At 72.1% G+C, this 23857-nt stretch carries 23 protein-coding genes; 13 read left to right on the top strand and 10 right to left on the bottom strand.

The genetic code is table 11. From position 1 onward, the window contains the following. The first annotated feature begins 223 nt into the window (after nucleotides 1-223). Together ACIRG6_RS31515 and ACIRG6_RS31520 are read left to right on the top strand one after the other, a co-directional pair. A complete protein-coding gene (locus ACIRG6_RS31515; protein WP_365024802.1) occupies nucleotides 224-1411 on the top strand; it encodes an anhydro-N-acetylmuramic acid kinase in 1188 nt (395 codons plus the stop codon). A 19-nt stretch (nucleotides 1412-1430) separates the two neighbouring features. Then, entirely contained in the window at nucleotides 1431-4292 is a 2862-nt protein-coding gene (locus tag ACIRG6_RS31520; protein WP_403325126.1) for an FAD-binding and (Fe-S)-binding domain-containing protein, read from the top strand. 54 nt (nucleotides 4293-4346) lie between these two features. On the opposite strand, the gene ACIRG6_RS31525 is transcribed toward ACIRG6_RS31520, so the two are convergent. After that, nucleotides 4347-4862, bottom strand: coding sequence for a hypothetical protein (locus ACIRG6_RS31525; RefSeq protein WP_351136261.1), 516 nt, complete (start codon nucleotides 4860-4862; stop codon nucleotides 4347-4349). Between the two features lie 124 nt (nucleotides 4863-4986). Here ACIRG6_RS31525 and ACIRG6_RS31530 point away from each other — a divergent pair, with 124 nt between their 5' ends. Continuing rightward, a complete protein-coding gene (locus tag ACIRG6_RS31530) occupies nucleotides 4987-5475 on the top strand; it encodes a ribosomal maturation YjgA family protein (protein WP_403325127.1) in 489 nt (162 codons plus the stop codon). On the opposite strand, the gene ACIRG6_RS31535 is transcribed toward ACIRG6_RS31530, so the two are convergent. Further along, nucleotides 5405-6388, bottom strand: a complete 984-nt coding sequence (locus tag ACIRG6_RS31535) for a helix-turn-helix transcriptional regulator (protein ID WP_403325128.1) — start codon at nucleotides 6386-6388, stop codon at nucleotides 5405-5407. The genes ACIRG6_RS31530 and ACIRG6_RS31535 overlap by 71 nt on opposite strands. Before the next feature lie 177 nt (nucleotides 6389-6565). On the opposite strand from ACIRG6_RS31535, the gene ACIRG6_RS31540 reads away from it, so the two are divergent. After that, nucleotides 6566-7978, top strand: a complete 1413-nt coding sequence (locus tag ACIRG6_RS31540; RefSeq protein ID WP_403325129.1) for an aminopeptidase P family protein — start codon at nucleotides 6566-6568, stop codon at nucleotides 7976-7978. A 12-nt stretch (nucleotides 7979-7990) separates the two neighbouring features. Here ACIRG6_RS31540 and ACIRG6_RS31545 read toward each other — a convergent pair whose 3' ends face one another. Further along, nucleotides 7991-8875 (bottom strand): helix-turn-helix domain-containing protein, encoded by an 885-nt coding sequence (locus tag ACIRG6_RS31545; protein ID WP_403325130.1) that lies wholly within the window; start codon nucleotides 8873-8875, stop codon nucleotides 7991-7993. A 221-nt stretch (nucleotides 8876-9096) separates the two neighbouring features. On the opposite strand from ACIRG6_RS31545, the gene ACIRG6_RS31550 reads away from it, so the two are divergent. The 3 genes from ACIRG6_RS31550 (at nucleotide 9097) to ACIRG6_RS31560 (ending at nucleotide 11358) form a co-directional block, all read left to right on the top strand. Then, nucleotides 9097-10113 (top strand): zinc-dependent alcohol dehydrogenase family protein, encoded by a 1017-nt coding sequence (locus ACIRG6_RS31550; protein ID WP_365022382.1) that lies wholly within the window; start codon nucleotides 9097-9099, stop codon nucleotides 10111-10113. A gap of 77 nt (nucleotides 10114-10190) precedes the next feature. Further along, nucleotides 10191-10856, top strand: coding sequence for an SDR family oxidoreductase (locus ACIRG6_RS31555; protein WP_403325131.1), 666 nt, complete (start codon nucleotides 10191-10193; stop codon nucleotides 10854-10856). A gap of 154 nt (nucleotides 10857-11010) precedes the next feature. Continuing rightward, nucleotides 11011-11358, top strand: a complete 348-nt coding sequence (locus tag ACIRG6_RS31560) for a cyclophilin-like fold protein (RefSeq protein WP_318216067.1) — start codon at nucleotides 11011-11013, stop codon at nucleotides 11356-11358. 218 nt (nucleotides 11359-11576) lie between these two features. On the opposite strand, the gene ACIRG6_RS31565 is transcribed toward ACIRG6_RS31560, so the two are convergent. From ACIRG6_RS31565 to ACIRG6_RS31585, 5 genes are all read right to left on the bottom strand, one after another. Then, nucleotides 11577-12557, bottom strand: a complete 981-nt coding sequence (locus tag ACIRG6_RS31565; protein WP_403325236.1) for a hydroxyacid dehydrogenase — start codon at nucleotides 12555-12557, stop codon at nucleotides 11577-11579. Between the two features lie 137 nt (nucleotides 12558-12694). Continuing rightward, on the bottom strand, nucleotides 12695-13519 hold the full coding sequence (locus ACIRG6_RS31570; protein ID WP_189233008.1) for a carbohydrate ABC transporter permease: 825 nt from the start codon (nucleotides 13517-13519) through the stop codon (nucleotides 12695-12697). Nucleotides 13520-13602: 83 nt separating this feature from the next. Continuing rightward, complete coding sequence (locus ACIRG6_RS31575) at nucleotides 13603-14553, bottom strand: carbohydrate ABC transporter permease (protein ID WP_403325132.1); 951 nt, start codon at nucleotides 14551-14553, stop codon at nucleotides 13603-13605. Beyond that, nucleotides 14553-15887: an ABC transporter substrate-binding protein gene (locus ACIRG6_RS31580; protein ID WP_364822528.1), complete on the bottom strand. Its 1335-nt coding sequence runs from the start codon at nucleotides 15885-15887 to the stop codon at nucleotides 14553-14555. The genes ACIRG6_RS31575 and ACIRG6_RS31580 overlap by 1 nt, the downstream gene beginning before the upstream one ends. A gap of 335 nt (nucleotides 15888-16222) precedes the next feature. Continuing rightward, a complete protein-coding gene (locus ACIRG6_RS31585; protein WP_403325133.1) occupies nucleotides 16223-17293 on the bottom strand; it encodes a substrate-binding domain-containing protein in 1071 nt (356 codons plus the stop codon). A 252-nt stretch (nucleotides 17294-17545) separates the two neighbouring features. Here ACIRG6_RS31585 and ACIRG6_RS31590 point away from each other — a divergent pair, with 252 nt between their 5' ends. Both ACIRG6_RS31590 and ACIRG6_RS31595 read left to right on the top strand, forming a co-directional pair. Then, the gene (locus ACIRG6_RS31590; protein ID WP_403325134.1) at nucleotides 17546-19057 is read left to right on the top strand and encodes a right-handed parallel beta-helix repeat-containing protein; all 1512 of its coding nucleotides are present in this window, start codon (nucleotides 17546-17548) and stop codon (nucleotides 19055-19057) included. A 113-nt stretch (nucleotides 19058-19170) separates the two neighbouring features. After that, on the top strand, nucleotides 19171-19515 hold the full coding sequence (locus ACIRG6_RS31595; protein WP_403325135.1) for an SCO0607 family lipoprotein: 345 nt from the start codon (nucleotides 19171-19173) through the stop codon (nucleotides 19513-19515). A 33-nt stretch (nucleotides 19516-19548) separates the two neighbouring features. Here the strand turns inward: ACIRG6_RS31595 and ACIRG6_RS31600 are convergent, their stop codons facing one another. Continuing rightward, entirely contained in the window at nucleotides 19549-20481 is a 933-nt protein-coding gene (locus ACIRG6_RS31600) for a DMT family transporter (protein WP_403325136.1), read from the bottom strand. A gap of 97 nt (nucleotides 20482-20578) precedes the next feature. Here ACIRG6_RS31600 and ACIRG6_RS31605 point away from each other — a divergent pair, with 97 nt between their 5' ends. The 3 genes from ACIRG6_RS31605 to ACIRG6_RS31615 all read left to right on the top strand — a co-directional run bounded on the left by ACIRG6_RS31605 (nucleotide 20579) and on the right by ACIRG6_RS31615 (nucleotide 22474). After that, a complete protein-coding gene (locus tag ACIRG6_RS31605; protein ID WP_403325238.1) occupies nucleotides 20579-21187 on the top strand; it encodes a TetR/AcrR family transcriptional regulator in 609 nt (202 codons plus the stop codon). Between the two features lie 283 nt (nucleotides 21188-21470). Next, nucleotides 21471-22073: a CGNR zinc finger domain-containing protein gene (locus tag ACIRG6_RS31610; protein WP_364822521.1), complete on the top strand. Its 603-nt coding sequence runs from the start codon at nucleotides 21471-21473 to the stop codon at nucleotides 22071-22073. 5 nt (nucleotides 22074-22078) lie between these two features. Continuing rightward, the gene (locus ACIRG6_RS31615; protein WP_403325137.1) at nucleotides 22079-22474 is read left to right on the top strand and encodes an SRPBCC domain-containing protein; all 396 of its coding nucleotides are present in this window, start codon (nucleotides 22079-22081) and stop codon (nucleotides 22472-22474) included. Between the two features lie 85 nt (nucleotides 22475-22559). Here the strand turns inward: ACIRG6_RS31615 and ACIRG6_RS31620 are convergent, their stop codons facing one another. Beyond that, nucleotides 22560-22859, bottom strand: coding sequence for a hypothetical protein (locus ACIRG6_RS31620; RefSeq protein WP_364683801.1), 300 nt, complete (start codon nucleotides 22857-22859; stop codon nucleotides 22560-22562). A gap of 159 nt (nucleotides 22860-23018) precedes the next feature. On the opposite strand from ACIRG6_RS31620, the gene ACIRG6_RS31625 reads away from it, so the two are divergent. After that, on the top strand, nucleotides 23019-23837 hold the full coding sequence (locus ACIRG6_RS31625) for an SAM-dependent methyltransferase (RefSeq protein WP_403325138.1): 819 nt from the start codon (nucleotides 23019-23021) through the stop codon (nucleotides 23835-23837). The last annotated feature ends 20 nt before the right edge of the window (nucleotides 23838-23857 follow it).

Below are 23857 nucleotides of genomic sequence, written 5' to 3' on the forward strand. Positions count from 1 at the left end.
CCCACCCGGCGCACCTCCAGGGCCCGCCCCCGCCCCCGCCCCCCCCCCCCCCCCCCCCCCCCCCCCCCCCCCCGGGCCCGCCCACCCCGCCCCCCCCCCCCCCCCGCGCCGGGGCCTTCGGCAAGGCCCCGGCGCCGTACCCTGCCGAGAACATCCCTGGAGCAGCCATGCCGCAGCCACAGCAGACCCCGGCCACGGGCCGCACCACGCGCCGGGAGGCGTCGTGCGCGTGATCGGCCTGATGTCGGGCACCTCCTACGACGCCATCGAAGCCGCCGCCGCGGACCTCACCCTGGACGGCGACACCCTCCGCCTGCGGCCGCTGGGACACCTCTCCGTCCCCTACCCGGCCGGGCTGCGGGACCTGATCTCCGCCACCCTGCCGCCGGCCACCACGACCACCCAGGCCGTCTGCGCCCTGGACACGGGCGTGGGACAGGCCTTCGCCGAAGCCGCCGGGCGCGCCCTCGGCGAACTGTGCGACGGCGCCGCCGACCTGGTCGTCTCGCACGGCCAGACCATGCACCACTGGGTCGAGGACGGCACCGTCCGCGGCACGCTCCAACTCGGCCGGCCGGCCTGGATCGCCGAGGCCACCGGACTCCCGGTCGTCTCCGACCTGCGCAGCAGGGACGTCGCCGCGGGCGGCCAGGGCGCCCCGCTGGTCGGCATGACCGACACCATGCTGCTGCGCGCGCTGCCCGGCACACCGGCGGCCCTCAACCTCGGCGGCATCGCCAACGTCACCGTCGTCGCGCCCGGCGCCGAGCCGCTCGCCTTCGACACCGGACCCGCGAACGCCCTGCTGGACGCGGCCGTACGGCACTTCACGGACGGCGCCGCCGCCTACGACGAGGACGGCCGCCGGGCAGCCGCGGGCCGCACCAGTCCCGCACTGCTGCGCGCCCTGCTCGACGACCCGTACTACCTCAGGCCCGCCCCGAAGAGCACCGGCAAGGAGCACTTCCACCTGCCCTACCTGCGGCGGGCACTGGAGAAGGCGCCCACACCCGAGGCCGACGACGTCCTCGCCACCCTGACCAGGCTCACCGCCGTCACCGTCGCCGACGCCTGCCGCGCCCACGGCGTCACCGAACTCGCCGTCTCCGGCGGCGGCATCCGCAACCCCGTCCTGATGCGCATGCTCGGCGACGAACTGCCCGGCGTGCCACTGCGCCCCAGCGACGCCCTGGGGATGCCCTCCGACGCCAAGGAGGCCCTGGCCTTCGCGATCCTCGGCTTCCTCACCGTCCACGGCCTGCCCGGCACCCTCCCTTCGGCCACCGGAGCCCGCCGGGCCACCCTCCTGGGCAGCATCACCCCCGGGCGGTCCCCGCTGCGCCTGCCCGAACCCGCGGCCCACCCGCCACGCCTGCTGCGGATCACCGATCCGGCCCGCCCCGTCCGCTGACCAGCCGTACCGAGGAGCCATGCCCACCAACGCCGCCCCATCTCAAGCCGCCGGGCACCCCCGTGACCTGGCCGAACTGCTGGCCGGCTGCGTCGGCGACCCGGCCCGGGTGAGCGTCGACGTGCCCCGCCGCGTCGCGGCCGCCCACGACGCGTCGCCCTACCTGTTCACCCCGCAGGCCGTCGTGCGCGCCGCGACCGCCGCCGAGGTGGGCGCGCTGATGGCCGGGGCACGCGCCGCGGGCCTGCCCGTGACCCTGCGCTCGGGAGGAACCAGCCTGTCGGGACAGGCGGGCGGCGACGGCGTCCTCGTGGACGTCCGCACCCACTGGCGCTCCGCCGAAGTCCTCGACGACGGCCTGCGCATCCGGCTGCAACCCGGCCTGACGGTACGTCAGGCCAACGCGCGGCTCATCCGGTACGGACGCCGGCTCGGCCCGGACCCGGCGAGCGAGTCGGCCTGCACCATCGGCGGTCTGGTCGCCAACAACTCCAGCGGCATGAACTGCGGCACCCGGGACAACGCCTACCGGACCATGGAGTCCCTGCAGTTCGTCCTGCCCTCCGGCACCGTCGTCGACACCGCGGCCCCCGACGCGGACCAGGCCCTGCGCGCCCGCGAACCCGACCTGCACGCGGGGCTGCTGCGACTGCGTGACCGCGTACGGGACTCGCCGGCCTCCCGCGCCACCGTCGAGCGGCTCTTCGCCCTGAAGAACACCATGGGCTACGGCCTCAACGCGTTCCTGGACCACACCGCGCCGGCCGACATCCTCGCCCACCTGATGATCGGCAGCGAAGGCACCCTCGGCTTCGTCGGGGAGGCCGTCTTCCGCACCGTGCCCCTGCTGCCGCACACCGCGACCGGCCTGCTGGTGCTGCCCGGCCTCGCCGAGGCCACCGACGCACTGCCCGCGCTGCTGGCCGCCGGCGCCCGCACCGCCGAACTCCTCGACGCCGCCTCCCTGCGCGTGGCACAGCGGTCCCCGGACCCGGTCGAGGCCCTGCGCGGGCTGCGCGTGGAACGGCACGCGGCGCTGCTGGTGGAGTTCGCCGAGGACAGCGCCGCACTGCTGGACGAGCGGACCGCGGCCGCGCAGCCGGTGCTGGACCGCCTGCCCGCCGTCGGCCCCACCACCCTCGTCCGCGACGCCGGCGTCCGGGCCCGGCTCTGGCACCTGCGCAAGGGCCTCTACACCGCCGTCGCCGGAGCACGCCGACCCGGGACCACCGCGCTGCTGGAGGACATCGCGGTGCCCATGGAACGGCTGACCCGCACCTGCGAGGGACTGACCGGCCTCTTCGACCGGCACGGCTACCAGGACGCGGTGATCTTCGGCCACGCCCGCGACGGCAACCTCCACTTCATGCTCACCCAGGCCTTCGACACCCCCGCGGAGACCGAGCGCTACGCCCGCTTCACCGACGCCATGGTCGACCTCGTACTCGACGCCGGCGGCACCCTGAAGGCCGAGCACGGCACCGGACGGGCCATGGCGCCCTTCGTCCGCCGCCAGTACGGCGACGAACTGTACGACGTCATGCGGGAACTGAAGCGGCTGTGCGACCCGCACGGGGTGCTCGGCCCCGGTGTACTCCTCGAGGACGACCCCACCGCCCACCTGCGCAACCTCAAGAGCGTCCCGGAAGTCGACCCGGCCGTCGACGCGTGCGTCGAGTGCGGATACTGCGAACCCGTCTGCCCCACGGCGGACGCCACCACCACGCCCCGGCAGCGCATCGTCCTGCAGCGGGAGATCGCGCTGGCCGCCGCCGGCGGGGACGAGGAGCGCAGGCGCGCCCTGGAAGCCGACTACGCCTACGCCGCCGTCGACAGCTGCGCCGCCGACAGCCTCTGCGTCACCGCCTGCCCGGTCGTCATCGACACCGGAGCCGTCATGAAACGCCTGCGCGCCGAACGCCACGGCGCCCTGTCCCGGCGCACCGGGAACGCCGTCGCCCGGCGGTGGGGGAGTGCCGTGAAGGGCGTGCGGCTGGCGCTGAACACCGCCCACGCCGCGCCCGCGTCCGCCGTCCGCGCCGCCACGGACGCCGTCCGCCGGCTCGGCGCGGCGGAACTGGTGCCCGCCTGGGCCGGCGACATCCCCCGCGGCGGCCCGGCCCGGCCCGCGCCCCGGCGCCCCGCCGACGCGCGGGCGGTGTTCTTCGCCGCCTGCATCGGCAGCGTCTTCGCCCCCGAGGCGGCCCCCGACGGCGCGGGCGGCTCGGCGGCGGCCTTCCTGCGGCTGTGCGACCGCGCCGGCGTCCCCGTCACCGTGCCGGAAGGGCTGGGGGACCTGTGCTGCGGCACCCCCTGGCAGTCCAAGGGCTACACCGCCGGGCACCGCACGATGGCCGCCCGCACGCTGGAGGCCCTGTGGCAGGCCGCCGACCGGGGCCGGCTGCCCGTGGTCTGCGACGCCTCCTCGTGCACCCACGGCCTGGAGCAACTCCCCGACGCCCTGGGGGAGTCCGACCGCGCCCGCTTCGCCTCCCTGCGCTTCGTCGACAGCGTCGTCTTCACCGCCGAGCACCTGCTCCCCGCGCTGCCCGCACCGCGCCGGCTCGGCAGCCTCGCCCTGCACCCCACCTGCTCCACCGTGCACTTGGGCATCGACGACGCCCTGCGCACCGTGGCCGCGGCCGTCGGCGACGAGGTCACCGTCCCCGACTCCTGGGGCTGTTGCGCGTTCGCGGGTGACCGCGGGCTGCTGCACCCGGAGATCACCGCCGCCGCCACCGCGGCCCAGGCCGCCGAGATCACCGAGCGCACCTACGACGCGTACGCCTCCTGCAACCGCACCTGCGAGATGGGCATGACCCGCGCCACCGGCCGCCCCTACCGGCACCTGCTGGAGCTCCTCGACGAGGCCACCGCCTGAACGGCGTGGGGGACACGCGCCGGTGGGCGCGTGTCCCGGCCTCGGCGGAAGGGTTCAGCAGCCGCCGCAGTTGTAGTACGTGACGTCCCAGTGGTTGCCCTCGTCGGCGTAGACGTTGCCCGAACCCGATCGCCACTGCGGAGCGCCGTCGCCGCGCAGTCCGATGTAGGTGAAGGTGTTCTTGATGTAGGTGCCGACGCACGTGTACTTGCTGAAGTCGAGCTTGTAGCCGTTCCAGTGCGAGTACGTGCCGGAGGCGTGTCCGGTCTCGGTCCCGCCCGTGATGTTCAGCGCGCACCCGCTGGCCCGCTTGAGGGTCTGGGCGCCCTGCGCGGTGGCCAGGTTGAGCTGATCGAAGGACGTACAGGTCGAGTTGTTGCGGTCGGAGCAGTTGCCGGAGGACGACCAGGTGATCCCGACCTCGCGGAACATCGACGTCGCGGTGGCGTGACTGATCTTGGTCACCGCGAACGCGTCGCCGGCGCTGCCGACGACGACGGCGCCCGGCGCGGCCACCAGGGCCAGAGCCGTGACGACCGACCGGATGCGGGTGCCTCTCGGAGACTTCATCGAAGAACCTCCATGCAGTGCGTCATGCTGCCTGTGGGATGGTTGAGCATGCGGTGCATGACGATGGTGCCCGAGGTCTACGCGCGTACGCCAGAGGGCGTCGGGCGTACAGCAGAATGACCGCATGACCCGGACCCCCCGCACCCGCGCCCCCGTCGAGGGCGACCCGTTACGTGTCCGCCTCGCCGCGGGGCCGGCCGCCTTGGCGATCGTCGGCGCGGGAACCGGGATCAGGGCGGTGTCGGAGGGAGAGGTGGCCAAGTACGCGGGCGACGCCCTCTACACGCTTCTGGTCTTCGTCCTCGTCGTCCTCGCGGCGCCACGGACGCCACCGTGGAAAGCCGCCGCGGTTGCCCTGGCCGTGAGTTGGGGTGTCGAGTTCCTCCAGCTCACCGGCCTGCCGGCGGCGCTCTCCCGGCAGAGCACCGCGGCCCGCCTCGTCCTCGGTTCCACCTTCAACGCACCGGACCTGCTCTGGTACGCGGTCGGAGCGGCTGCCGGGTGGGTCGTCGCGGCCCGGGCACGCGTTGCCCGGGCCCCGGTCACAGCCAGCCCGAGCGCTGCGCCTGCAGGGCCATCTGGAAGCGGTTCGCGGCGCCGAGCCGGGTCATGAGGAGCTGGAGGCGGCGGAACAGCGTGCGGCGGCTGACGCCCAGTTCACGGGCGATGACCTCGTCCGTCGCACCGCCGGCCAGCAGACGCAGCAGGCGACGGTCGGCGGGCGGGAGCCCGGCGGGGCGTGCGGTGAGGCCGTGGATGGGCAGGGCGTTCTGCCAGGCCTGCTCGAACAGGGCCGTCAGCGCGGACAGCAGGCCGCAGGGCTGCACCACCAGCATGGTGTTGTGCACGTCCGCCTCCTTGATGGACAACGACACCAGCGCGTACGCCTCATCGATGATCAGGAGCTTCACCGGCACCGACGGCAGCACCCTGGCCTGCTCGCCCGCCTCGATGCAGGGTTCGATGACGTCCTTCAGATGGCCGGGGTGCTCCAGCGACTCCCGCGAGTAGACGACACGCTGCCTCACCCCGCGGGCCAGCGTCGCCAGGGCGTCGTCGGTCGCACTGGCCAGCGGCGCGTACGGAGGGGACTCGAACTGCCGGATCTGCTCGCGGGCACTGGCCCACGCATGGCGCATCCTCGGCCCGATGGCTTCCCCGGTGACGACCTCGACGAGATCGTCGTTGTAGGCGGCGAGCCGCCGGCGCCGGAACGACTCGAACGCCCCTCCGACGGCGATGCGGGACTCCTCGAGCTCGGCCGCCCGGTGCCGGGCCAGGATCTCCAGGCCCGCCGCGGGCGGCACCGGGGCCACCACGTCCCCGTCCCCGGCCGCGGCACTGGCCAGACCGGCGTCCGCCAGTTCGCCGTACGCCGCGGCGAGGTCGGCGCCGCCCAGGCCGGCCGCCGCGCCGACCGCGTCCAGCGGAGCGGGGGCCAGCTCCAGCAGGGCCAGGTAGACCCGGCACGTCGAGTCACCGAGCCCCAGCATCCGCAGGGCATCGCCGAGCTTCCCGTTCACCATGGGGCGATTATCCCTGCTCCGGCCGGGCCTGTGTCCGATCAGTGCCACTGGCACGCCCGGGCACCGAGAGCCGTCGCGAGGCGGTACCGTCCGGATGCCGCCCCGGACCGGCGGCGGGGTACGACCCCTTGGCAGCCCCTTGGGAGCCCCGAGGAAGCCCAACGGAAGGTGCATGACGTGGCGAACCGTCGTAAGAACAGCCTCTACCCGGTGATCTCCGAGGAGCTGTCCGCTCTGATGCGGACGGGCTGGGCGGACACGGAACGACACGACCTCCAGCCCGCCGAGCAGGCCCCCTACGCGGCCCGCCGCCGCGCCGCGCTCTCCGCACGGTTCCCCGGCGAACGCCTCGTGATCCCCTCGGGCAACCTCAAGGTCCGCTCGAACGACGACACCTACCCCTTCCGGCCGTACACGGGATACGTGCACATGACCGGCGACCAGGTCCGGGACGGCGCGCTCGTTCTCGAACCCCGCGCGGACGGCGGCCACGACGCCTACTGCTACCAGCTGCCGCGCGACAGCAGGGACGACGACGAGTTCTGGACCGGCGCCCACGCCGAACTGTGGACGGGCCGGCGCCGCTCACTCGCCGAATCGGAGCGCGTGCTCGGCCTGCCGTGCCGCGACGTCCGCGACGCCGTCGCCGACCTGGCCGCCGCCACCGGCCCGCGGACCCGGATCGTCCGCGGGATCGACCCCGCCCTCGAGGCCGCCGTCACCACCGACGCCGAGCGCGACGCCGAACTGGAGGACGCGCTCAGCGACCTCCGTCTCGTCAAGGACGCCTGGGAACTCGGGGAACTGCGCAAGGCGGTGGACTCCACCGTGCGCGGCTTCACCGACGTCGTAGGGGAGCTGTCCCGGGCGATCGCGTCGTCGGAGCGCTGGATCGAGGGCACCTTCTTCCGCCGGGCGCGCCTCGAGGGCAACGCGGTGGGCTACGGCTCGATCTGCGCCGCCGGCGAACACGCCACGATCATGCACTGGACCGACAACGACGGCCCGGTGCGCCCGGGAGACCTGCTGCTGCTCGACGCCGGCGTGGAGACGCACTCCCTCTACACCGCCGACGTCACCCGCACGCTGCCGATCAACGGCACCTTCACGCCCCTGCAGCGCGAGATCTACGACGCGGTGTACGAGGCCCAGGAGGCCGGTATGGCGACGGTCAAGCCGGGTGCCCCGTACCGCGACTTCCACGAGGCGGCCCAGCGCCACCTGACGGCGCGGCTCGTCGAGTGGGGCTTCATCGAGGGTCCCGTCGACCGGGCGTACGAGCTGGGCCTGCAGCGCCGCTTCACCATGGCCGGCACCGGCCACATGCTGGGCCTGGACGTCCACGACTGTGCGCGGGCCCGCACGGAGGACTACGTCGACGGCGTGCTGGAACCGGGCATGTGCCTGACCGTCGAACCGGGCCTGTACTTCCAGGCCGACGACCTGACCGTGCCCGAGGAGTGGCGGGGCATCGGCGTCCGGATCGAGGACGACCTGGTCGTCACCGACGACGGCCACGAGAACCTGTCGGCGGCCCTGCCCCGCGCCGCCGACGAGATCGAGGCGTGGATGGCGCGCCTGGCGGACTGAGCGCCGGCGCCTTCAGCGAGACGGTTCGGTGGCGGTGCCGGCTTCCCGCGTGGCGGACAAGGAGGCGAGGAGACGCAGCCGTTCCTCGGAGGGGGAGCCGGGTTCGGCCGTGTAGACGGTGAGGGTGAGGCCGGGCTCGGCCGCCATGTCCATGCCCTCGAAGGCGAGAGTCAGTTCCCCGACGGCCGGGTGGTGGAAGCGCTTGGTGCCGGTGCCGTGGTGACGGACGTCGTGCGCCCCCCAGCGGGTGCGGAACTCGTCGCTGCGGGTCGACAGCTCGCCGATGAGATCGTGCAGGTCCTTGTCGTGCGGGTTGCGGCCGGCCTCGGTGCGCAGGATGGCGACGGCCATGTCGGCGAAGAGGTCCCAGTCGGGGTACAAGCGGCGCGACGCGGGGTCGAGGAAGTTGAAGCGGGCGAGGTTTCCCTGGTTTCCGGCGGCCGCGTACACGTCGGCGTAGAAGGCGCGCGCGAGCGCGTTCGCGGCGAGCAGGTCCATGCGGCCGTTGCGGACGAACGCGGGCCCGGCGGTGATGGCGTCCAGCGTCCACTGCAGGCTGCGGTGCGGCTTCCACTGCCGGCCGGCCCGGCGCCGGGGGCGGGTGAGGGCGTCGGAGCCGTCCGCGGCCTGGGCCAGATGCAGCAGGTAGGCGCGTTCCGCGTCGTCCAGCCGGAGCGCGCGGGCCACGGCCTCGAGGACGGCCGGGGAGACGCCGGCGAGATGGCCGCGTTCGAGCTTGGCGTAGTACTCCACGCTCATGTCCGCGAGTGCGGCGACCTCGCTCCTGCGCAGGCCGGGCACGCGCCGTCGGCTCCCGGACGGCAGGCCGGCCCGCTCCGGGGTGATCTTCGCTCGCCGCGAGGTGAGGAACTCGCGGGCCTCTTCACGGTTGTCCACACCCCGACGGTACGTCCCTGACGGGGCCAAAGGGATGTACTGGCGGTACACCCCTTGACGGTGACTCGTCGCGGGAGCGAGAAGCCGGTTACCTGGAGGACGTGGGGCACTCGTCCTCCGGCCGCGAAGGCGGCCGCCGAGGAGCCCGTGCCCCGGCTCGCACCCCCCACCCGGCGCCGGCGGGACACCCGGCCGGCGCCCGTCCCGTAAGGAATCCCCCCATGCGCGGAGCAGTGATCCACGCCCCCGGCGACATCCGCTTCGAGACCCTCGACGCCCCCGAGATCCTCCACCCGACCGACGCGATCATCCGCACGGCCGTCACCTGCGTGTGCGGCTCGGACCTGTGGCCCTACCGAGGCCTGGAGCCGACCGACGGGGCGCACCCCATGGGCCACGAGTACGTCGGCTTCGTGGAGGAGGTCGGCAGCGAGGTCACCGCGGTGCGGCCCGGCCAGTTCGTCGTCGGTTCGTTCGCCACCTCCGACAACACCTGCGCGAACTGCCGGAACGGCTTCCAGTCCAGCTGCCTGAACCGTGAGTTCATGAGCACCTGCCAGGCCGACCGCGTACGCATCCCCAACGCCCAGGGGACCCTGGTCGCCACCGACGACGTGCCGGACGAGGAGTTCTGGCCCGGTCTGCTGGCGGTCTCCGACGTCATGGGGACGGGCTGGTGGGCCGCGGAGGCCGCCGAGGTCCGTCCCGGCTCCACGGCCGTCGTGGTCGGTGACGGCGCGGTCGGCCTGTGCGCGGTGATCGCCGCCAAGGAGATGGGCGCCGAGCGGATCATCGCCATGTCGCGGCACGAGCCCCGGCAGAAACTCGCCCGCGAGTTCGGCGCCACCGACATCGTCACCGAGCGCGGTGACGAGGGCGTCGCCCGGATCAAGGACATGACCGGCGGCATCGGCGCCGACAGCGTGCTGGAGTGCGTCGGCACCGCCCAGGCCATGCAGCAGGCCCTGCACTCGGCCAGGCCCGGCGGCAACGTCGGCTTCGTGGGCGTCCCCCACGAGGTCGCCGTCGACGGCCAGGAACTGTTCTTCTCCCACGTAGGCCTGCGTGGCGGCCCCGCCCCCGTACGCCGCTACCTGCCCGACCTGATCGACCGCGTCCTGTCGCGGCGCATCGACCCGGGCAAGGTCTTCGACCTCACCCTGCCCCTGGACCAGGTCGCCGAGGGCTACCGGGCGATGGACGAACGCCGCGCCATCAAGACCCTGCTCAAGCCCTGACCCGGCCACACCCCACCACCCCGGGCCGGGCACGCACGGCGTCGCCCGCCCCGCGAACCGCTGAGGAATCGCTCACCATGACCACCTTCGCACTGGTCGGTGCGGGCCCCGGTCTGGGCCTCGCCACCGCCCGCCGCTTCGGAAAGGCCGGCCACGGCGTCGCGCTCGTCGCCCGCGACGCCGGCCGCCTCGACAGCCTCGCCACCACCCTGGACGACGACGGGATCCACGCCCGTGGCTACCCCGCCGACGTCCTCGACCCCGCCTCGCTCACCACGGCACTGCGGGCGGCCACCGACGACCTGGGGCCCATCGAGATCCTCCAGTTCAGCCCGGTGCCGCGCGCCGACTTCATGAAGCCGGTCCTCGACACCGGTGCGTCCGACCTGGACGCCCCCCTCGCCTTCTCCGTCAAGGGCCCGGTCACCTGCGTCGACGCCGTCCTGCCCGGCATGCGGGCCCTGGGACGCGGCACCCTGCTGTTCGTCAACGGCGGCAGCGCGGTACGCCCGCACCCCGAGCGGGCCGGCACCTCGATCGCGTTCGCCGCCGAGAGCGCCTACGCGGCGATGCTCCACGAGGCACTCGCGCCCGAGAACATCCACGTCGCCCAGCTGATCGTCCCCGGGGCGATCAGGCCCGACGCGGAGCACTCCAGCCCCGCCGTGCTGGCCGAGCGCCTGTATGCCCTCCACACCGGACGCGACGGCTTCCGGCACTACGCCGAGCCGATGCCCGGCTGACCCGCAGGACGCCGCCCACGATCCGCCCGTCCCGCCGGGGCTTCGCCCGCACCGCCCCGGCAGCCCGCTCCGACGGCGCACCCGGCACGGCGATGCCGTCCTCGTCGTGCCCGGGGGGACGCCCGGAGACACCGGTATCGGAAGGAACACCTCCATGGACCTCCGTGTCGCCCTCGACGGCCGGCCCGTCGACGCCACGCTGAACGACAGCCCGGCCGCACGCGACCTGGTCACCCTGCTCCCGCTCACGATCGACCTGAAGGACTTCCACGGCACGGAGCGGATCGGCTACCCGCCGCGCAGGCTCGACACCGACGGCGCCCCCGAGCCGACCGCGGCCAAGGCCGGCGACCTCGCGTACTACGCGCCGTGGGGCAACCTCGCACTCTTCCACCGCGACGGCCCCTCCGCCTCCGCCGACCTCCTGGTCCTCGGCCACATCGACGCCGGTCCCGACCAGCTGGCCGGCGCCGGCCGGATCACCATCGAGGCCGCCTCCTGACCGCGCACTCCCCTCGTACTCCGCACACCATTCGTACGGCCGCCGTCGAGGCTTTCGCGACGTCACCGACGAGGACCAGGTGACCTCCGCGGGCGACCGCACCGTCGGCGCGCACGCTCACCACGTCGGCGGGCGGCCCCTGCCGCGAGGCCACGGGGCCGTTCACCGGCCCGCCCCGGGATCCGTCCCGGCCCACCGGTCGCGAGACCTTCGGCGGTTCAGGCCGAGCGTTCCCATTCCTCGGCGGACACCGGGTGCGCGAAGGGCCGGCCGTTCACATATCTCTCCAGCTCGTCGGCCGCCGCAGCCGCCATGCGGTGGAGCTCGGTCCCCAGGGAACCGGCGACGTGCGGGGTCAGGACCACGTTGGGCAGGTCGTACAGCGGGGAGTCCGGCGGCAGAACCTCCGGGACGGTGACGTCGAGCACGGCGTCGAGCCGCCCGGACACCAGCTCCTCGGTCAGTGCGGCCTGGTCGACCAGCGAGCCCCGGGACGTGTTGATCAGTGTCGCCCCGGTGCGCATCGACGCCAGCCGCTCGCGGCTCATGAGGTGGTGCGTCGCGGGAAGTTCGGGCGCGTGCACGCTCACCACGTCGCTCCTGACGCACAGTTCGTCGAGTCCGACGGCCCTCGCGCCCAGCCGTTCCGCCTCGCCCGGCAGCAGATACGGGTCGTGCAGCAGCAGTTCCAGATCGTGGGCCCGCAGGAGTTCCAGGACGCGCCGGCCGATCCGTGAGGCCCCCACGACGCCCACGGTCCGGCGGTAGTTGCCGGCTCTCTCGTAGGCCGTCTGCCAGTCGTGGTCGGCGCGGCGACGACGGTAGTCGTCCCGCATGCGCAGCAGGTCCTTGCCCGCCAGGAGGACGAAGGCGACGGTGTACTCCGCGACCGGCACGGCGTTGGCCGAGGCCGCCGAGGTGACGGCGATTCCCCGGCGCCAGCAGGCCTCGGTGATGTGGTGCTTGACGGACCCCGCGGCGTGGACGACCGCCCGCAACCGGGGGGCCCGGGCGAGGACTTCCTCCGTCAGCGGCGGGCAGCCCCAGCAACTGATGAGGATCTCGGCCTCGCTCAGGGCCGCCGAGGCGGCCGGCGCGCCGAAGTCGTCGGCGACCAGCGCCGGGTCGAGATCGCAGAGCTCGGTCAGCCGGCGCATCGTCGGGGCGCCGATCAGCTTGGGCGCCAGATCGGTGTGCATGGCGAGCAGGGCCCGCGGCCGGCGGCCGGGCACCGGTACCGGAACCAGGGCGGCGTCGGTGACGGAAGCGGGGTTGTGCACGGGATTCTCCCGGGTGACTGGTGGAGGGGGCGGACGACGGAAGCGGACGGAGGGCCCTACTTGACGGCTCCGGCCGTCATACCCGCCTTCCAGAACCGCTGCAGCCCGACGAAGGCGACGACCAGGGGGACGACCGCGAGCAGCGAGCCGGTCACCACCAGCGGGTAGTACTCGGGGAACGAGCGCGTCTGGGTGTTCCACGAGTAGAGCCCGAGGCTCACCGGGAAGAGCTTGGTGTCCGAGAGCATCACCAGCGGCAGGAAGAAGTTGTTCCAGATCGCGGTGAACTGGAACAGGAAGATCGTGACGAAGCCGGGCATGACCATCCGCAGCCCGATCGACCAGAAGGTGCGCAGCTCCCCGGCGCCGTCCATCCGGGACGCCTCCAGGACCTCCCCGGGCACGTATCCGGCGCAGAACACCCGGGCGAGATACACGCCGAACGGGTTGACCAGCGACGGAAGGAAGACGGCCCAGAAGCTGTTGACGATCCCCACCTTGGAGGCGAGCAGATACATCGGCAGCGCGAGCGCCGTCGTCGGCACGAGCACGCCCAGCAGGACCAGACCGAACAGCTTCTCCTTGGCGGGGAATCGGTAGACGTGGAACGCGTAGCCGGCGGCCACACAGACGAGGGCGCACAGCGCGGCGCCGACTCCGGCGTACAGCAGCGAGTTGAGGTACCAGCGGAAGTAGACCCCGTCGCCGGTGGACGCCAGATCGGCGAGGTTCTGGCCCAGGTGCCAGCGCTCGGGCGAGAGGGTACGCCCGCCGAGCAGGTCGCCGGTGTTCTTCGCCGCGGCCGTCAGCAGCCACAGCAGCGGGAGGAGCATGTAGAGCGTGGCCAGGACGAGCACGCCGTTCACGGCGGCTTTCGACATCGACCAGTGGCGCCGCCTGGTGTCCAGCGGCGGGGGAGCGGTGGGGCCTCGTCGTTGCCGGGGCCTCACGGGTGCGACGGTGCTCACGCCTCGGCTCCCTTCGCCTCGGTGGAGCGGCGGCCGGAGAGCCGGGTGACCAGGAAGGAGAGGGCGGCGGCCGCCAGCGCGAGCAGCACGGAGGAGGCGGCGGCCAGGCCGTAGTCGTTGCGCTCGAAGGCCGCGGTGTAGGCGTACATGTTGGGTGTCCAGGTGGTGACGACGCCGGGGGCCGCGCCGTGAAGGATCATCGGTTCGGTGAACAGCTGCAGCGAGCCGATCACCGTGAAGAGCCCGACCATGACCAACGACGGCCGGATCAGCGGAAGTTTGATGCTCAGGGCGGTGCGCAGCGGGCCGGCACCGTCGACGACGGACGCCTCCAGTACCTCGCGGGGGATCGCCTGGAGCGCCGCGAAGAAGATGATCAGGTTGTACCCGGTCCATTCCCACAGGGCGATGTTGACCACGGCCGGTACGGGACTGCCCAGGATGTCGATCTGGAGGCCGACCGAGTCGAGGGCGCCGATCACGGGGCTCACGCCCGGCGTGTAGAGGTACATCCAGATCAGGGCCGCGATGATGCCGGGCACGGCGTGCGGCAGGAACAGGGCCAGCTGGAAGAGCCGCTTCGCACGGGCGAGGGCCGAGTCGAGCAACAGGGCGAGCAGCAGCGACAGGCCGACCATCAGCGGGATGTAGAACAGGCAGTAGAGGGCGAGGTTGACGAAACCGTCACGGAACGCCGGGTCGTGCAGGGCGCTGGTGTAGTTGTCGAGGCCGCTGAAGACGCGTTCCACGCCCCCGAAGCCGAGTCCGGACCGCTTCTCGCTGTAGAGGCTGAGGTAGAGGGCGTTCCCCATCGGGATCAGCGTGCAGGCGGTGAACAGGACGAAGAACGGGAGCAGGAGGAGGGCCGGGGCCCCCGGCCGCCACGGCCGCCGGGGAGCGGGGTGGGCGGCGGGGGATCCGGCTTTCCGCGGTGCGAGGGCGACCATCAGCCCGTCACCTTGATCCCGCGGTTGTCCAGCTCCTTCTTCGTGGCCGTCTCGGCGCCCCGCACGGCGGTCATGATGTCGCTGCCGTCGTGGACCTTGGCGAAGGAGTCCTTGAGGGAGTTGTTGGTGGTGCCCATGACCGGGCCCCACGCCCAGTCGGCCCGGATGGACTTCGCGCCGTCCTGGAACATGCCGTACAGGTCCTGGTCGCCGAAGAGGGTGCTCTTGAAGGTGCCCCTGGCGATCGGCACGAGAGCGGGCGCGGCCGGGTAGGCGGAGGACGTGCCGGTGGAGATGCGTGCCGTGATGCCGTCCTCGGTGGTGGTCGCCCACTCCGCGAACTTCACCGCCGCCTCCGCCTTCTTGCTGTCCTTGGACACGGCGAACGTGGTGCCGCCGAGCATGCCGCTCGCCGGCGCCCCGTCGAACGTCGGCATCGGGGCGGCGGCCCACTTGCCGCTCTGGTCGGGCAGCGTGCTGCCCAGTACGCCCGCGCCCCAGCTCGCGCCCAGGTAGCCGACGGTCTGGTTCTTCTGCAGGGAGGCCGTCCACTGCTGGGAGAAGGACGGGGCGACCTGCACCAGGTCGTCGTCGATCATCTTCTGCCAGTAGGCGGCGGTCTTGTTGGTGGCCTGGTCCTGGAAGCCGACCTTCCAGGACTCCGTCTCCGCCTTGAACCACTGCGCGCCGGCCTGCCAGGCCATGGCCTCGAAGGTGCTCGGGTCGTCGGGGAAGAACGTGGCGATCCGCGCGTCGGGAACGGCCTTCTTGATCTTCTCCGCGTCCGCCCGGAACTCTTCCCAGGTCTTCGGCGGGGCCGTGATCTTCGCCTTCTCGAAGACGTCCTTGCGGTAGTAGAAGGTCTGCGGCGCCACGTCCAGCGGGAGGGCCCAGGTGGTGCCGCCCAGGGTGGTCATCCGCATCGCCTGCGGCAGGTACTTGGACTTGAGGCCGTCGGAGACGTGCTCACCGATGTCCTGGACCGCGCCGCGGCTGACGAAGTCCGGCAGTTGGGGGTACTCCACGTTGAAGACGTCGGGGGCGTTGCCCGCCTTCACGGCGTTGGAGATCTTTGCGTAGCCGCCCGCGTTGCCGGACGGTATCTCCTGGAAGTTCACGCGGACGTCCTGCTGGGAGGCGTTGAAGGCGTCCACGACTTCCTGCGTTCCCTTGGCCCAGCCCCAGAAGGTGATGGTGACGGGACCCTTCCCGGCGGAGGTGTCGGTGTCGTCGCCCGAACCACAGGCGGAGAGGGTGGCGAGGCACAGCGCGGTCGCGGCGGCGACGAGGCCCGACCCGTACGTTCTGCGGCGGGAAAGCGAAGAGGAAGGCATGGCGCGGCTCCTTGGAGAGGTCACGTGCGCCGGCGTCCGGCCAGGCGCTGCGAGGTCACGCTGAGGTGAGCGCCATCCTGAGATGCGCTGCGATCGAAGTCAATACCTTTCGATCAAATGACCTGATTGATCAATCCTGAACCTGCGGACGACGGGGCTGCTGGCCTCGCCTCGCCCACCTGTAAGCTCCGTTCTCAGCGGGCACGGGTGCGGGACGGCCGGTGGACGAGCCGGGGTGACCGATTGATTATTCGATCAGAACGGGGTGCAAGCCCGCTCCGGACCGACGCGGCCGGCCGGGAACCGGGCCCCGGTTCCCGGCCGGCCTGGGCTGACTACGCCGGGCCTCCGCACGACTTGCGCAGCTTGAGCGTGGGCAGCAGCTCGATCTGGTGCACGGGCAGCGCGCCGCCCGCGTCGAGCCGCCGCAGCAGCAGATCCAACGCGCCGGAGCCGACCGCCCTCTTCGGCGGAGCCACCGCCGTCAGCGGCGGCTCCGACAGCGAGGCGTACACGTCGTCGTACGCGATCATCGCCACGTCCTCCGGCACCGTCAGACCGTGCGTGCGCAGCAGCGACGGCAGTTGCAGGGCGTCCTGGTCGTTGTGCACGAGCACGGCGCGCACGCCGGAGCGGGCGGCCTCGGCGATCCGGGCGGCCAGGTCCGCGTCGTCCCCCGGCGAACGGGAACTCTCGGGGCTGGACACGTCGACCACGGGCAGCGTCGGCAGTCCGAGCTGTGCCACGGCCTCGGCGTAGCCGGCGCGCACCTCGCAGGCGGTACGGGTGTCGGCGCGGGCGGCGAGCAGTACCGAGTCGTGTCCGAGCGCGACGAAGCGGCGCAGCGCCAGCAGCACCCCGTGGCGGTGATTGGAGCAGACCGCGTCCCACTGCGCCGCCGGGCTCAGCGGTGCCGCCCGGCGTTCCACCAGGACGGCGGGGACGGGCAGTTCGCCCAGCCAGTCGCCGCCTTCCAGCCCTCCGCCGGGGGTCCAGCCCGGCGTGAGCAGCAGCCCGTCGACGTCCGACTCCAGCAGCCGCTCCACCTGGGCGCGGTCACTGCCGGCCCCGTACGGCGCGATGCCCAGGACCAGCCGGGCCCCCGCCGCGGTCGCCGCGGCACTGGCCCCGGCGATCACTTCGTCGAAGTACTGGCCGACGGTCGGCACCAGCATGCCGATCACCCGTCCCTGCCCCGCGGCCTGCCCACCGGAGGTGCCGGCGGAGAGGGCCACCGAGCCGTGGGTCCGCTCCACCTTGCCCTCGTCGGCGAGCGTGGCGACATCGCGCCGGACGGTGACTGCCGGGATGCCGAGGCGCTCGGCGAGCTCCACGATCCGGATGGAACCGGTCTCGCGCACGACGTCGAGGATGCGAGAGCGCCGTCGTTCGGCCGAAGCAGCCATCGACACTCCTCCTTGTGATCGGATCCGGTGTCTCCCCGGAGACCTTATCTGATCACGCACAGGTCATCTGATCAATTCTCCTCCTCCGGCTCCCCGTCCGGGAGCCGATGTCCGAGCGGGTTCTGGCGCCCTCGATGATCTCCACACGACCCCTGAGGATTTCGATCGACATTTGATCGAACGATACAAAACCATTGACTCGGTCCACGCGCGGCCCTAGTTTCTGGCGGACTCCAGCAGAGAGGCGCACCCATGAGGGCCAAAGTCACCGGTGGCGGACGGCAGGCGTTGAACGGCGCACTCCTCGCCGCGGCACTCGCCGGCGCAAGCGTGATCGCTCTGCCGGCCGTACCGGCGTCGGCCGCCGGAACGACCAGCTATGTCGACTGTTCGGCGTCGCAGGCCGGCACCGGCAGCCAGAGCAGCCCCTTCAACAGCATCGGCCAGGCGAACGCGAAGACGTACGGGCCGGGCGACACCCTGGCCTTCGCGGCCGGGACCACCTGCACCGGCACGCTCGCCCCGGCGGGCAGCGGCACGGCCGCCGCCCCGATCACCGTGACCAGCTACGGCACCGGCGCCCCGCCCACCATCGACGGCGACGGCGCGGCGGACGCGCTGAGGCTGACCGACCAGGACCACTGGACGATCCGCAACCTCAAGGTGACGAACCCGGCGGGGTCACTGGCACGCCGGACGGGCGTGCGCATCTCCGCGACCGACGGCAGGTCCCACCGTGGGTTCGACATCGGCAACCTGATCATCGACCGTGTGGCGGGGCAGACGAACAAGGGCGGCTCGACCACCGAGGACTACGTCCAGTCCGCGGGCATCGTCACCGGGGCGACCGGCGCGGGCTCGACCCTCGACGACGTCCACGTCCACCACAACCAGGTGAGCAACACCGGCGGCGGCGGGCTGAAGATCCGCGTGGGCTCCATGGCCACCAAGGGGTCCGGCGTGCTGATCGAGCACAACACCGTGCGTGACGTCGGCGGTGACGCCATCATCGGAAGCTATGCCGACGCACCTCTGATCCAGTACAACGTGGCCTCCGGCACCGGAAACGGCGTCTACCCCTTCTCCGGCGGGAACTTCGCCGGGATCTGGGTGCTCGGTGACCACAACCCGACGATCCAGAAGAACGCCGTCTACGGCATCACGAAGATGTCGGTCGCCGACAGCCAGGCCTTCGACTGCGACTGGGGCAACACCGGCTACTGCACCATCCAGTACAACTTCAGCCGGGACAACATCGGGGGCTTCTTCCTCGACTGCGACGGCTGCGGCACCATCGGCGGCGCGAAGGAGATCATCCGTTACAACATCTCCGAGAACGACTGCCGCATGAGCAGCGGCGGCAGCGGCCGATCCGCGCTGCACATGTACAACAACGTCATGTACTGCACGGACAAGAAGTTCGACATCACACTCCCCGACGAGAGCGTGCTCGAGAACAACATCTGGGTGGGCACGAGCGACTCCCGGCTGCCCACCGGCACCGGAATCTCCTGGAAGTGGAACGTCTTCCAGGGCGTGCCCCGGCCGACCGACAACGGCATCGCCGGCGACCCCCGGTTCGTGAACCCCGGCACAGGGGGCGACACGATCTACTCCGTGGACGGCTACAAGCTGAAGGCTTCCTCACCCGCGCTCGACAACGGCGCGGTGGTGACGGACAACGGCGGCCGTGACTACTGGGGCAACCCCGTCCCCGCCACCACCAAGCCCCACCGCGGCGCCTACAACGGCCCCGGGTTGTAGGGCGTACCGGCAAGTGAGCACCGGCGAGTGCGTGCGCTGAGTACGCGTACTCAGGACCCACCGCCGGGCGTCGGCGAAGGTGGGAAACCTGCCTACCGACGCTAGGAGACCTTGTGCGCAAGACCAGCAGGAACTGCCGACCTGCCGACCGCGCCCGGCGCGGCGTTGCCCGCGTCACGGCTGCCGCCGCTCTCGGGTGTGCCACGGCGGCCCTGGTGCTCACCGGGTGCTCGCTGGAGTACCGGGAGGACATCTGCAGCGGAGGCGAGTACCCCGTCACGTCTGTCGGGGGCACCGGCTCCGCGTGCGTCTCCGACGGCGAGCAGCCTCCCGAGGGCTACACGCGCTACCCCGAGGGCAAGGTGCCGCGGCAGGTCGACGACAAGTGGGACGTGTACTGGCGCACCCACATGATCGACGAGAACGGTGCCGTCGTGGACGCTCCCGAGGGCGGCTGACCGCGCGGTCGTCCGCGCCGACGCCGTCGGAGGTCAGCGCCTCTCCCCGGAGGGCTCGACCGCACGGTCCGTGGCGGACCGTGCGGGACGTGCCGGGGGCGCGGCACCTCCGCGGCGGACGACCACCACGGCCCCGAGGCCGACGGCCAGTCCGAGGGCGGTCTGCGCACCGAAGGGCTCGCCGAACATCAGGGCGCCCCACACGGCCGTGACCGGGGCCATGAGGAACATGAGGGTGTTGACCGCGGTGATGCCGGACCGGCGCAGGATCAGCCAGTACAGCCCGTACCCGCCGAAGGTGGGCAGCACGACGAGCCAGGCGGTCGCCACCCAGAACGAGGAGTCGGCCGGCGGAACCGCCGCCCCGGTGCCGACCGCCAGCCCGGAGAAGAGGACGGCACTGGTCGCGCAGTGGAGCGTCAGCGCCGCCCGGGGCGCGACCGGCACGCGTGAGCGGCCCTGCAGGAAGGTGGCCGCCACCAGTGACAGCATGCCGAGGAAGGGGACGAAGTACGCCCACCAGGCGACGTCCGCGCCCGTCGCCGCCGCGTCGGCCAGGGTGACCGTGGCGACTCCGGCGAGCCCCAGCCACAGGCCCGCCCACTGCCGGCGCGAGACGTACTGCCGCAGCAAGGGCCCGGCGAGCGCGCCGGCGACGAGGGGCTGTACGCCGTCGATCAGTGCGGTGGTGCCGCTGGAGACACCGAGCTGGATGGCGTAGTAGACGCTGAGCAGATATCCGCTCTGCGACAAGGCGCCGATGGCGATCTGCCGGCCGGCGTCCCGGAGCCTCAGTCCCCGCCATGCCGCCGGTGAGACGGGCGCGACGGCGACGAGGACCAGCGCGAGCGGCAGGAAACGCCACATCAGGAGCGTGGCCGCGTCCGCGGTTCCCGCGCCGAGTTTGGCGCCGATGAAACCGGAACTCCAGCTCAGTACGAAGGCGGCCGAGAGCAGGGCGTTCACGTGGACCACATCCCGTGGACGAATCGAGGTATACAGATCGGTTTACTCGTCTCGGGTGCCCACTATACAGATCGGTATACTTGCGACCATGGAGAGCATGGAGACCGTGGAGAAGCCGCACCGCGTCCGCATGACGCCCGGGGCGCGCCGCGTGGTGGAAGCCGCCGAGCGGCTGTTCTACGAGCACGGCATCCATGCTGTGGGTGTGGACCTCATCGCCGCCGAGGCCGGGGTGACCAAGAAGACGCTGTACGACCGGTTCGGCTCGAAGGAGCAGATCGTCGTGGAGTACCTGGCCGGACGCGACGAGCGTTGGCGGGAACTCCTCGGCGGCCGTCTGGACGCGGTCGCGGGGCAGGAGCCGGCCGCCCGGATCCTGGCGGTCTTCGAGGCGTCGCGAGCGTGGGCGGCGGAACACGGGCCCAGGGGGTGCAGCATGATCAACGCCCATGCGGAGATCGGCGACCCGGCCCATCCGGCGTACGCGGTCATCACCGGGCAGAAGCGGTGGATGCTCGACCTGTTCACCCGCCTCGCCCGGGAGGTCGACGAGTCCGGCGCGGACCGGCTGGCACGAGCGCTGATGCTGCTGCACGAGGGGGCGCTGGTCGCGCACGGGCTGGGCGTCTTCCCCGACCCGTTCGGTGAGGCCGCCGACCGGGCGCGGGAGTTGCTGGTGAAGGGGCCGGGCGCACCGGCACGGTGAGCCGCCGCCGCCCGTGCCGCACTCCTCGTCATGAACCGGCGGAAGCGCATGCCCCATGCGGATCGCGGCGCGGAACGCGGTCGACCGCTCGTCGATCAATTCGCAGCAGATCGGGGAACTCCGGAGTCTCTTGCACTCCGGCTGTCCGTCACTGCGTCATGACGACCGGACAGCGGATCACGCCACGTGAGGGTCAGGCGCTTCGCGCCACCGCCCCGGCGCATGTGTGCCGGGGATGACCGAAACCCCACCCCGTCTTCGCGTAACCGGTTATATTGGTTACATGGATTCGACCCCGGCCAAGGGGCTGACGCTGTACTCGCACACGGGCGTCGCCTACCGCTTCGACCCCGGCGCGCTGTCCCTGGAACTGCTGACCACCGGAGGCCCCGGCCCCTACCGCCGGTACGAGGTTCTGCACGAAGCTGCCGACCTCGCGGCCTGGGCGGACCGGTCGCGGCTGACCCCGACACCCGTGCTGGAGATCTCGGCGGACGAGGTGACCGACATGCGAAGGCTGCGCGACGCGCTGTTCCGCGTGGTCATCGCGCACACCCGCGACGAGCCTCACCCGCCGGGCGACCTGGAGGTCATCAACGAGGCCGCCGCCCGTCCGGCCCTGGCCCCCGCCATCACCCCGACCGGCGAGCGGCAGTGGGCCGGAGACTCTACCGGCACCCACCTGGCGGCCACCGTCGCCCGGGACGCCGTCGAACTCCTCACCGGCCCCTTCGCGCACCGCATCCGCACCTGCGCCGCCGAGGACTGCCACCTCGTCTACGTCGACACCTCACGGCCGGGGCGCCGCCGCTGGTGCTCCATGGAGCACTGCGGCAACCGTCACAAGGTCAGGGCCCTGCGTGCCCGCCACACCGAGGAAGGATGACCGCCATGCCCACAGGACTCACCCAGGACGCCGGCTGGCAGATCGGGGTATCCCGCACCCTCCCCCACCCGCCGTCTGTCGTATGGGACTTCATCAGCGGCGCGGAGGGGCTCGCTCTCTGGCTCGGCCTCGACACGGTCCTCGCCCCGGAACGGGGCACTCCCTACCGGACGGCCGAAGGAGTGATGGGCGAGGTGCGCGGCTACCACGCCGGGAAGAAGATTCGCGTCACCCATGGCACCACCACGGTCCAAGTCGCCCTGGCTCCCGCCGCCGAGGGGGCCCGCACCATGCTCCGGTTCCACCAGGAGCACATGGCGAGCCCGGAGGAGCGTGAACGGCGACGGAAGCACTGGCAGCGCGTCATGAGCCGGGTCGCTGCCGCCCTCGACGGGGCCTGACGCCGGCGGGCGCCACCGGACGGAAGGCGGAGTGGGGTCCGCCGCCACCATCGGGCACCGGCAGTCGAAACGCCCGGGCGGAGGCTCAGTCGACCTGCCCGGCGAACTGGGCCAGCTGGTCCTTCACCCAGGGGTCGTACACGGCGATCCGCCGGGCGGCCGCGGGATCGAACATGCGCAGCTGGTCCATGACCCACGGGTCGGTGCGCTGGTGCGAGGCGGACCTCCGGGCGTGATGGTGTCCGGCTGTCACCGTGGCCGGACGGTCGGTGTGCCCACGGTGCTGCGGAGTCGCCGTCGCCGAGCCCGCGCCGGCCAGAAGCGCACCTCCGACCCCTACGGCTGCGATCCCCGTGGTCACGACGTGCCGCATCGGCTTGTTCATGAGTGTTCCTCCAGCTTCACGCGACGTGGGGACTCAAAGCGGAATCAGATGATCCGGTTGAGGCGCCTACCCGGCCCGATGCGCGATACACGCGTGGCCCGCCCGGGGTGTTGCCGAAGTGGTGGTGAGCAGTCGTCGTCGCGCGAGAAGATGGCTGCCATGACGGGAGAGAGTTCCTCTATCAACAGCACCGAACCCAGCATCGCCCGCGTGTACGACTACCTGCTCGGCGGCAAGGACAACTACGCCGTGGACCGGGAGATCGGAGACGTGTTCAAGCGCGACCTCCCTGGTTCGGTGGCGATCGCCTTCGCCAACCGTGCGGCCCTGACGCGGGCGGTGCGAGAGATCGTGACGACCACCGAGATACGGCAGTTCATCGACCTCGGCAGTGGTCTTCCGACCGCCGACAACGTGCACCAGGTCGCGCAACGGCACGCCCCCGAGTCCCATGTGGTGTACGTCGACACCGATCCCCAGGTGCTGGTGCACGGGCGGGCCCTGTTGGAGGAGAACGAGCGGACGCGGGTCGTGCCGGTCGACGTGCGTGACCCCGAGGGTGTACGCACCCACCCGGACACCCGGGCGCTGATCGACTTCGACCGTCCCGTCGCCGTCATGTTCAGCGCCATCCTCCACCACGTCAACGACGAGGAGGGCCCCGGCGACATCGTCCGCTACTGGCGCGACCACGTGCCGTCCGGGAGCTACTTCTTCGTCAGCCACTTCCGTTCCGGGCACAACCCGGAGACGGCGGAGGCCGAGAAAGTACTCCAGGGCACCTTCGGCCGAGGCCGGTGGCGGACCGACGAGGAGATCGAGTCCCTGCTGGACGGCCTGGAGATCCTCGCCCCCGGGGTCGTCCCGGCATCCGCCTGGCGTCCGGACGAGGATGGCGGTCCGTGGAGCGGCGACGGCGAGCGGGAGCTCACCGTCTGGGAGCGACTCATCGCCGCGGGGCTGGCCCGCAAGCCGTAGCGGAATTCCGGGAAGACGCG

The organism is Streptomyces flaveolus (assembly GCF_044765825.1).
Lineage (GTDB): Bacteria > Actinomycetota > Actinomycetes > Streptomycetales > Streptomycetaceae > Streptomyces > Streptomyces flaveolus.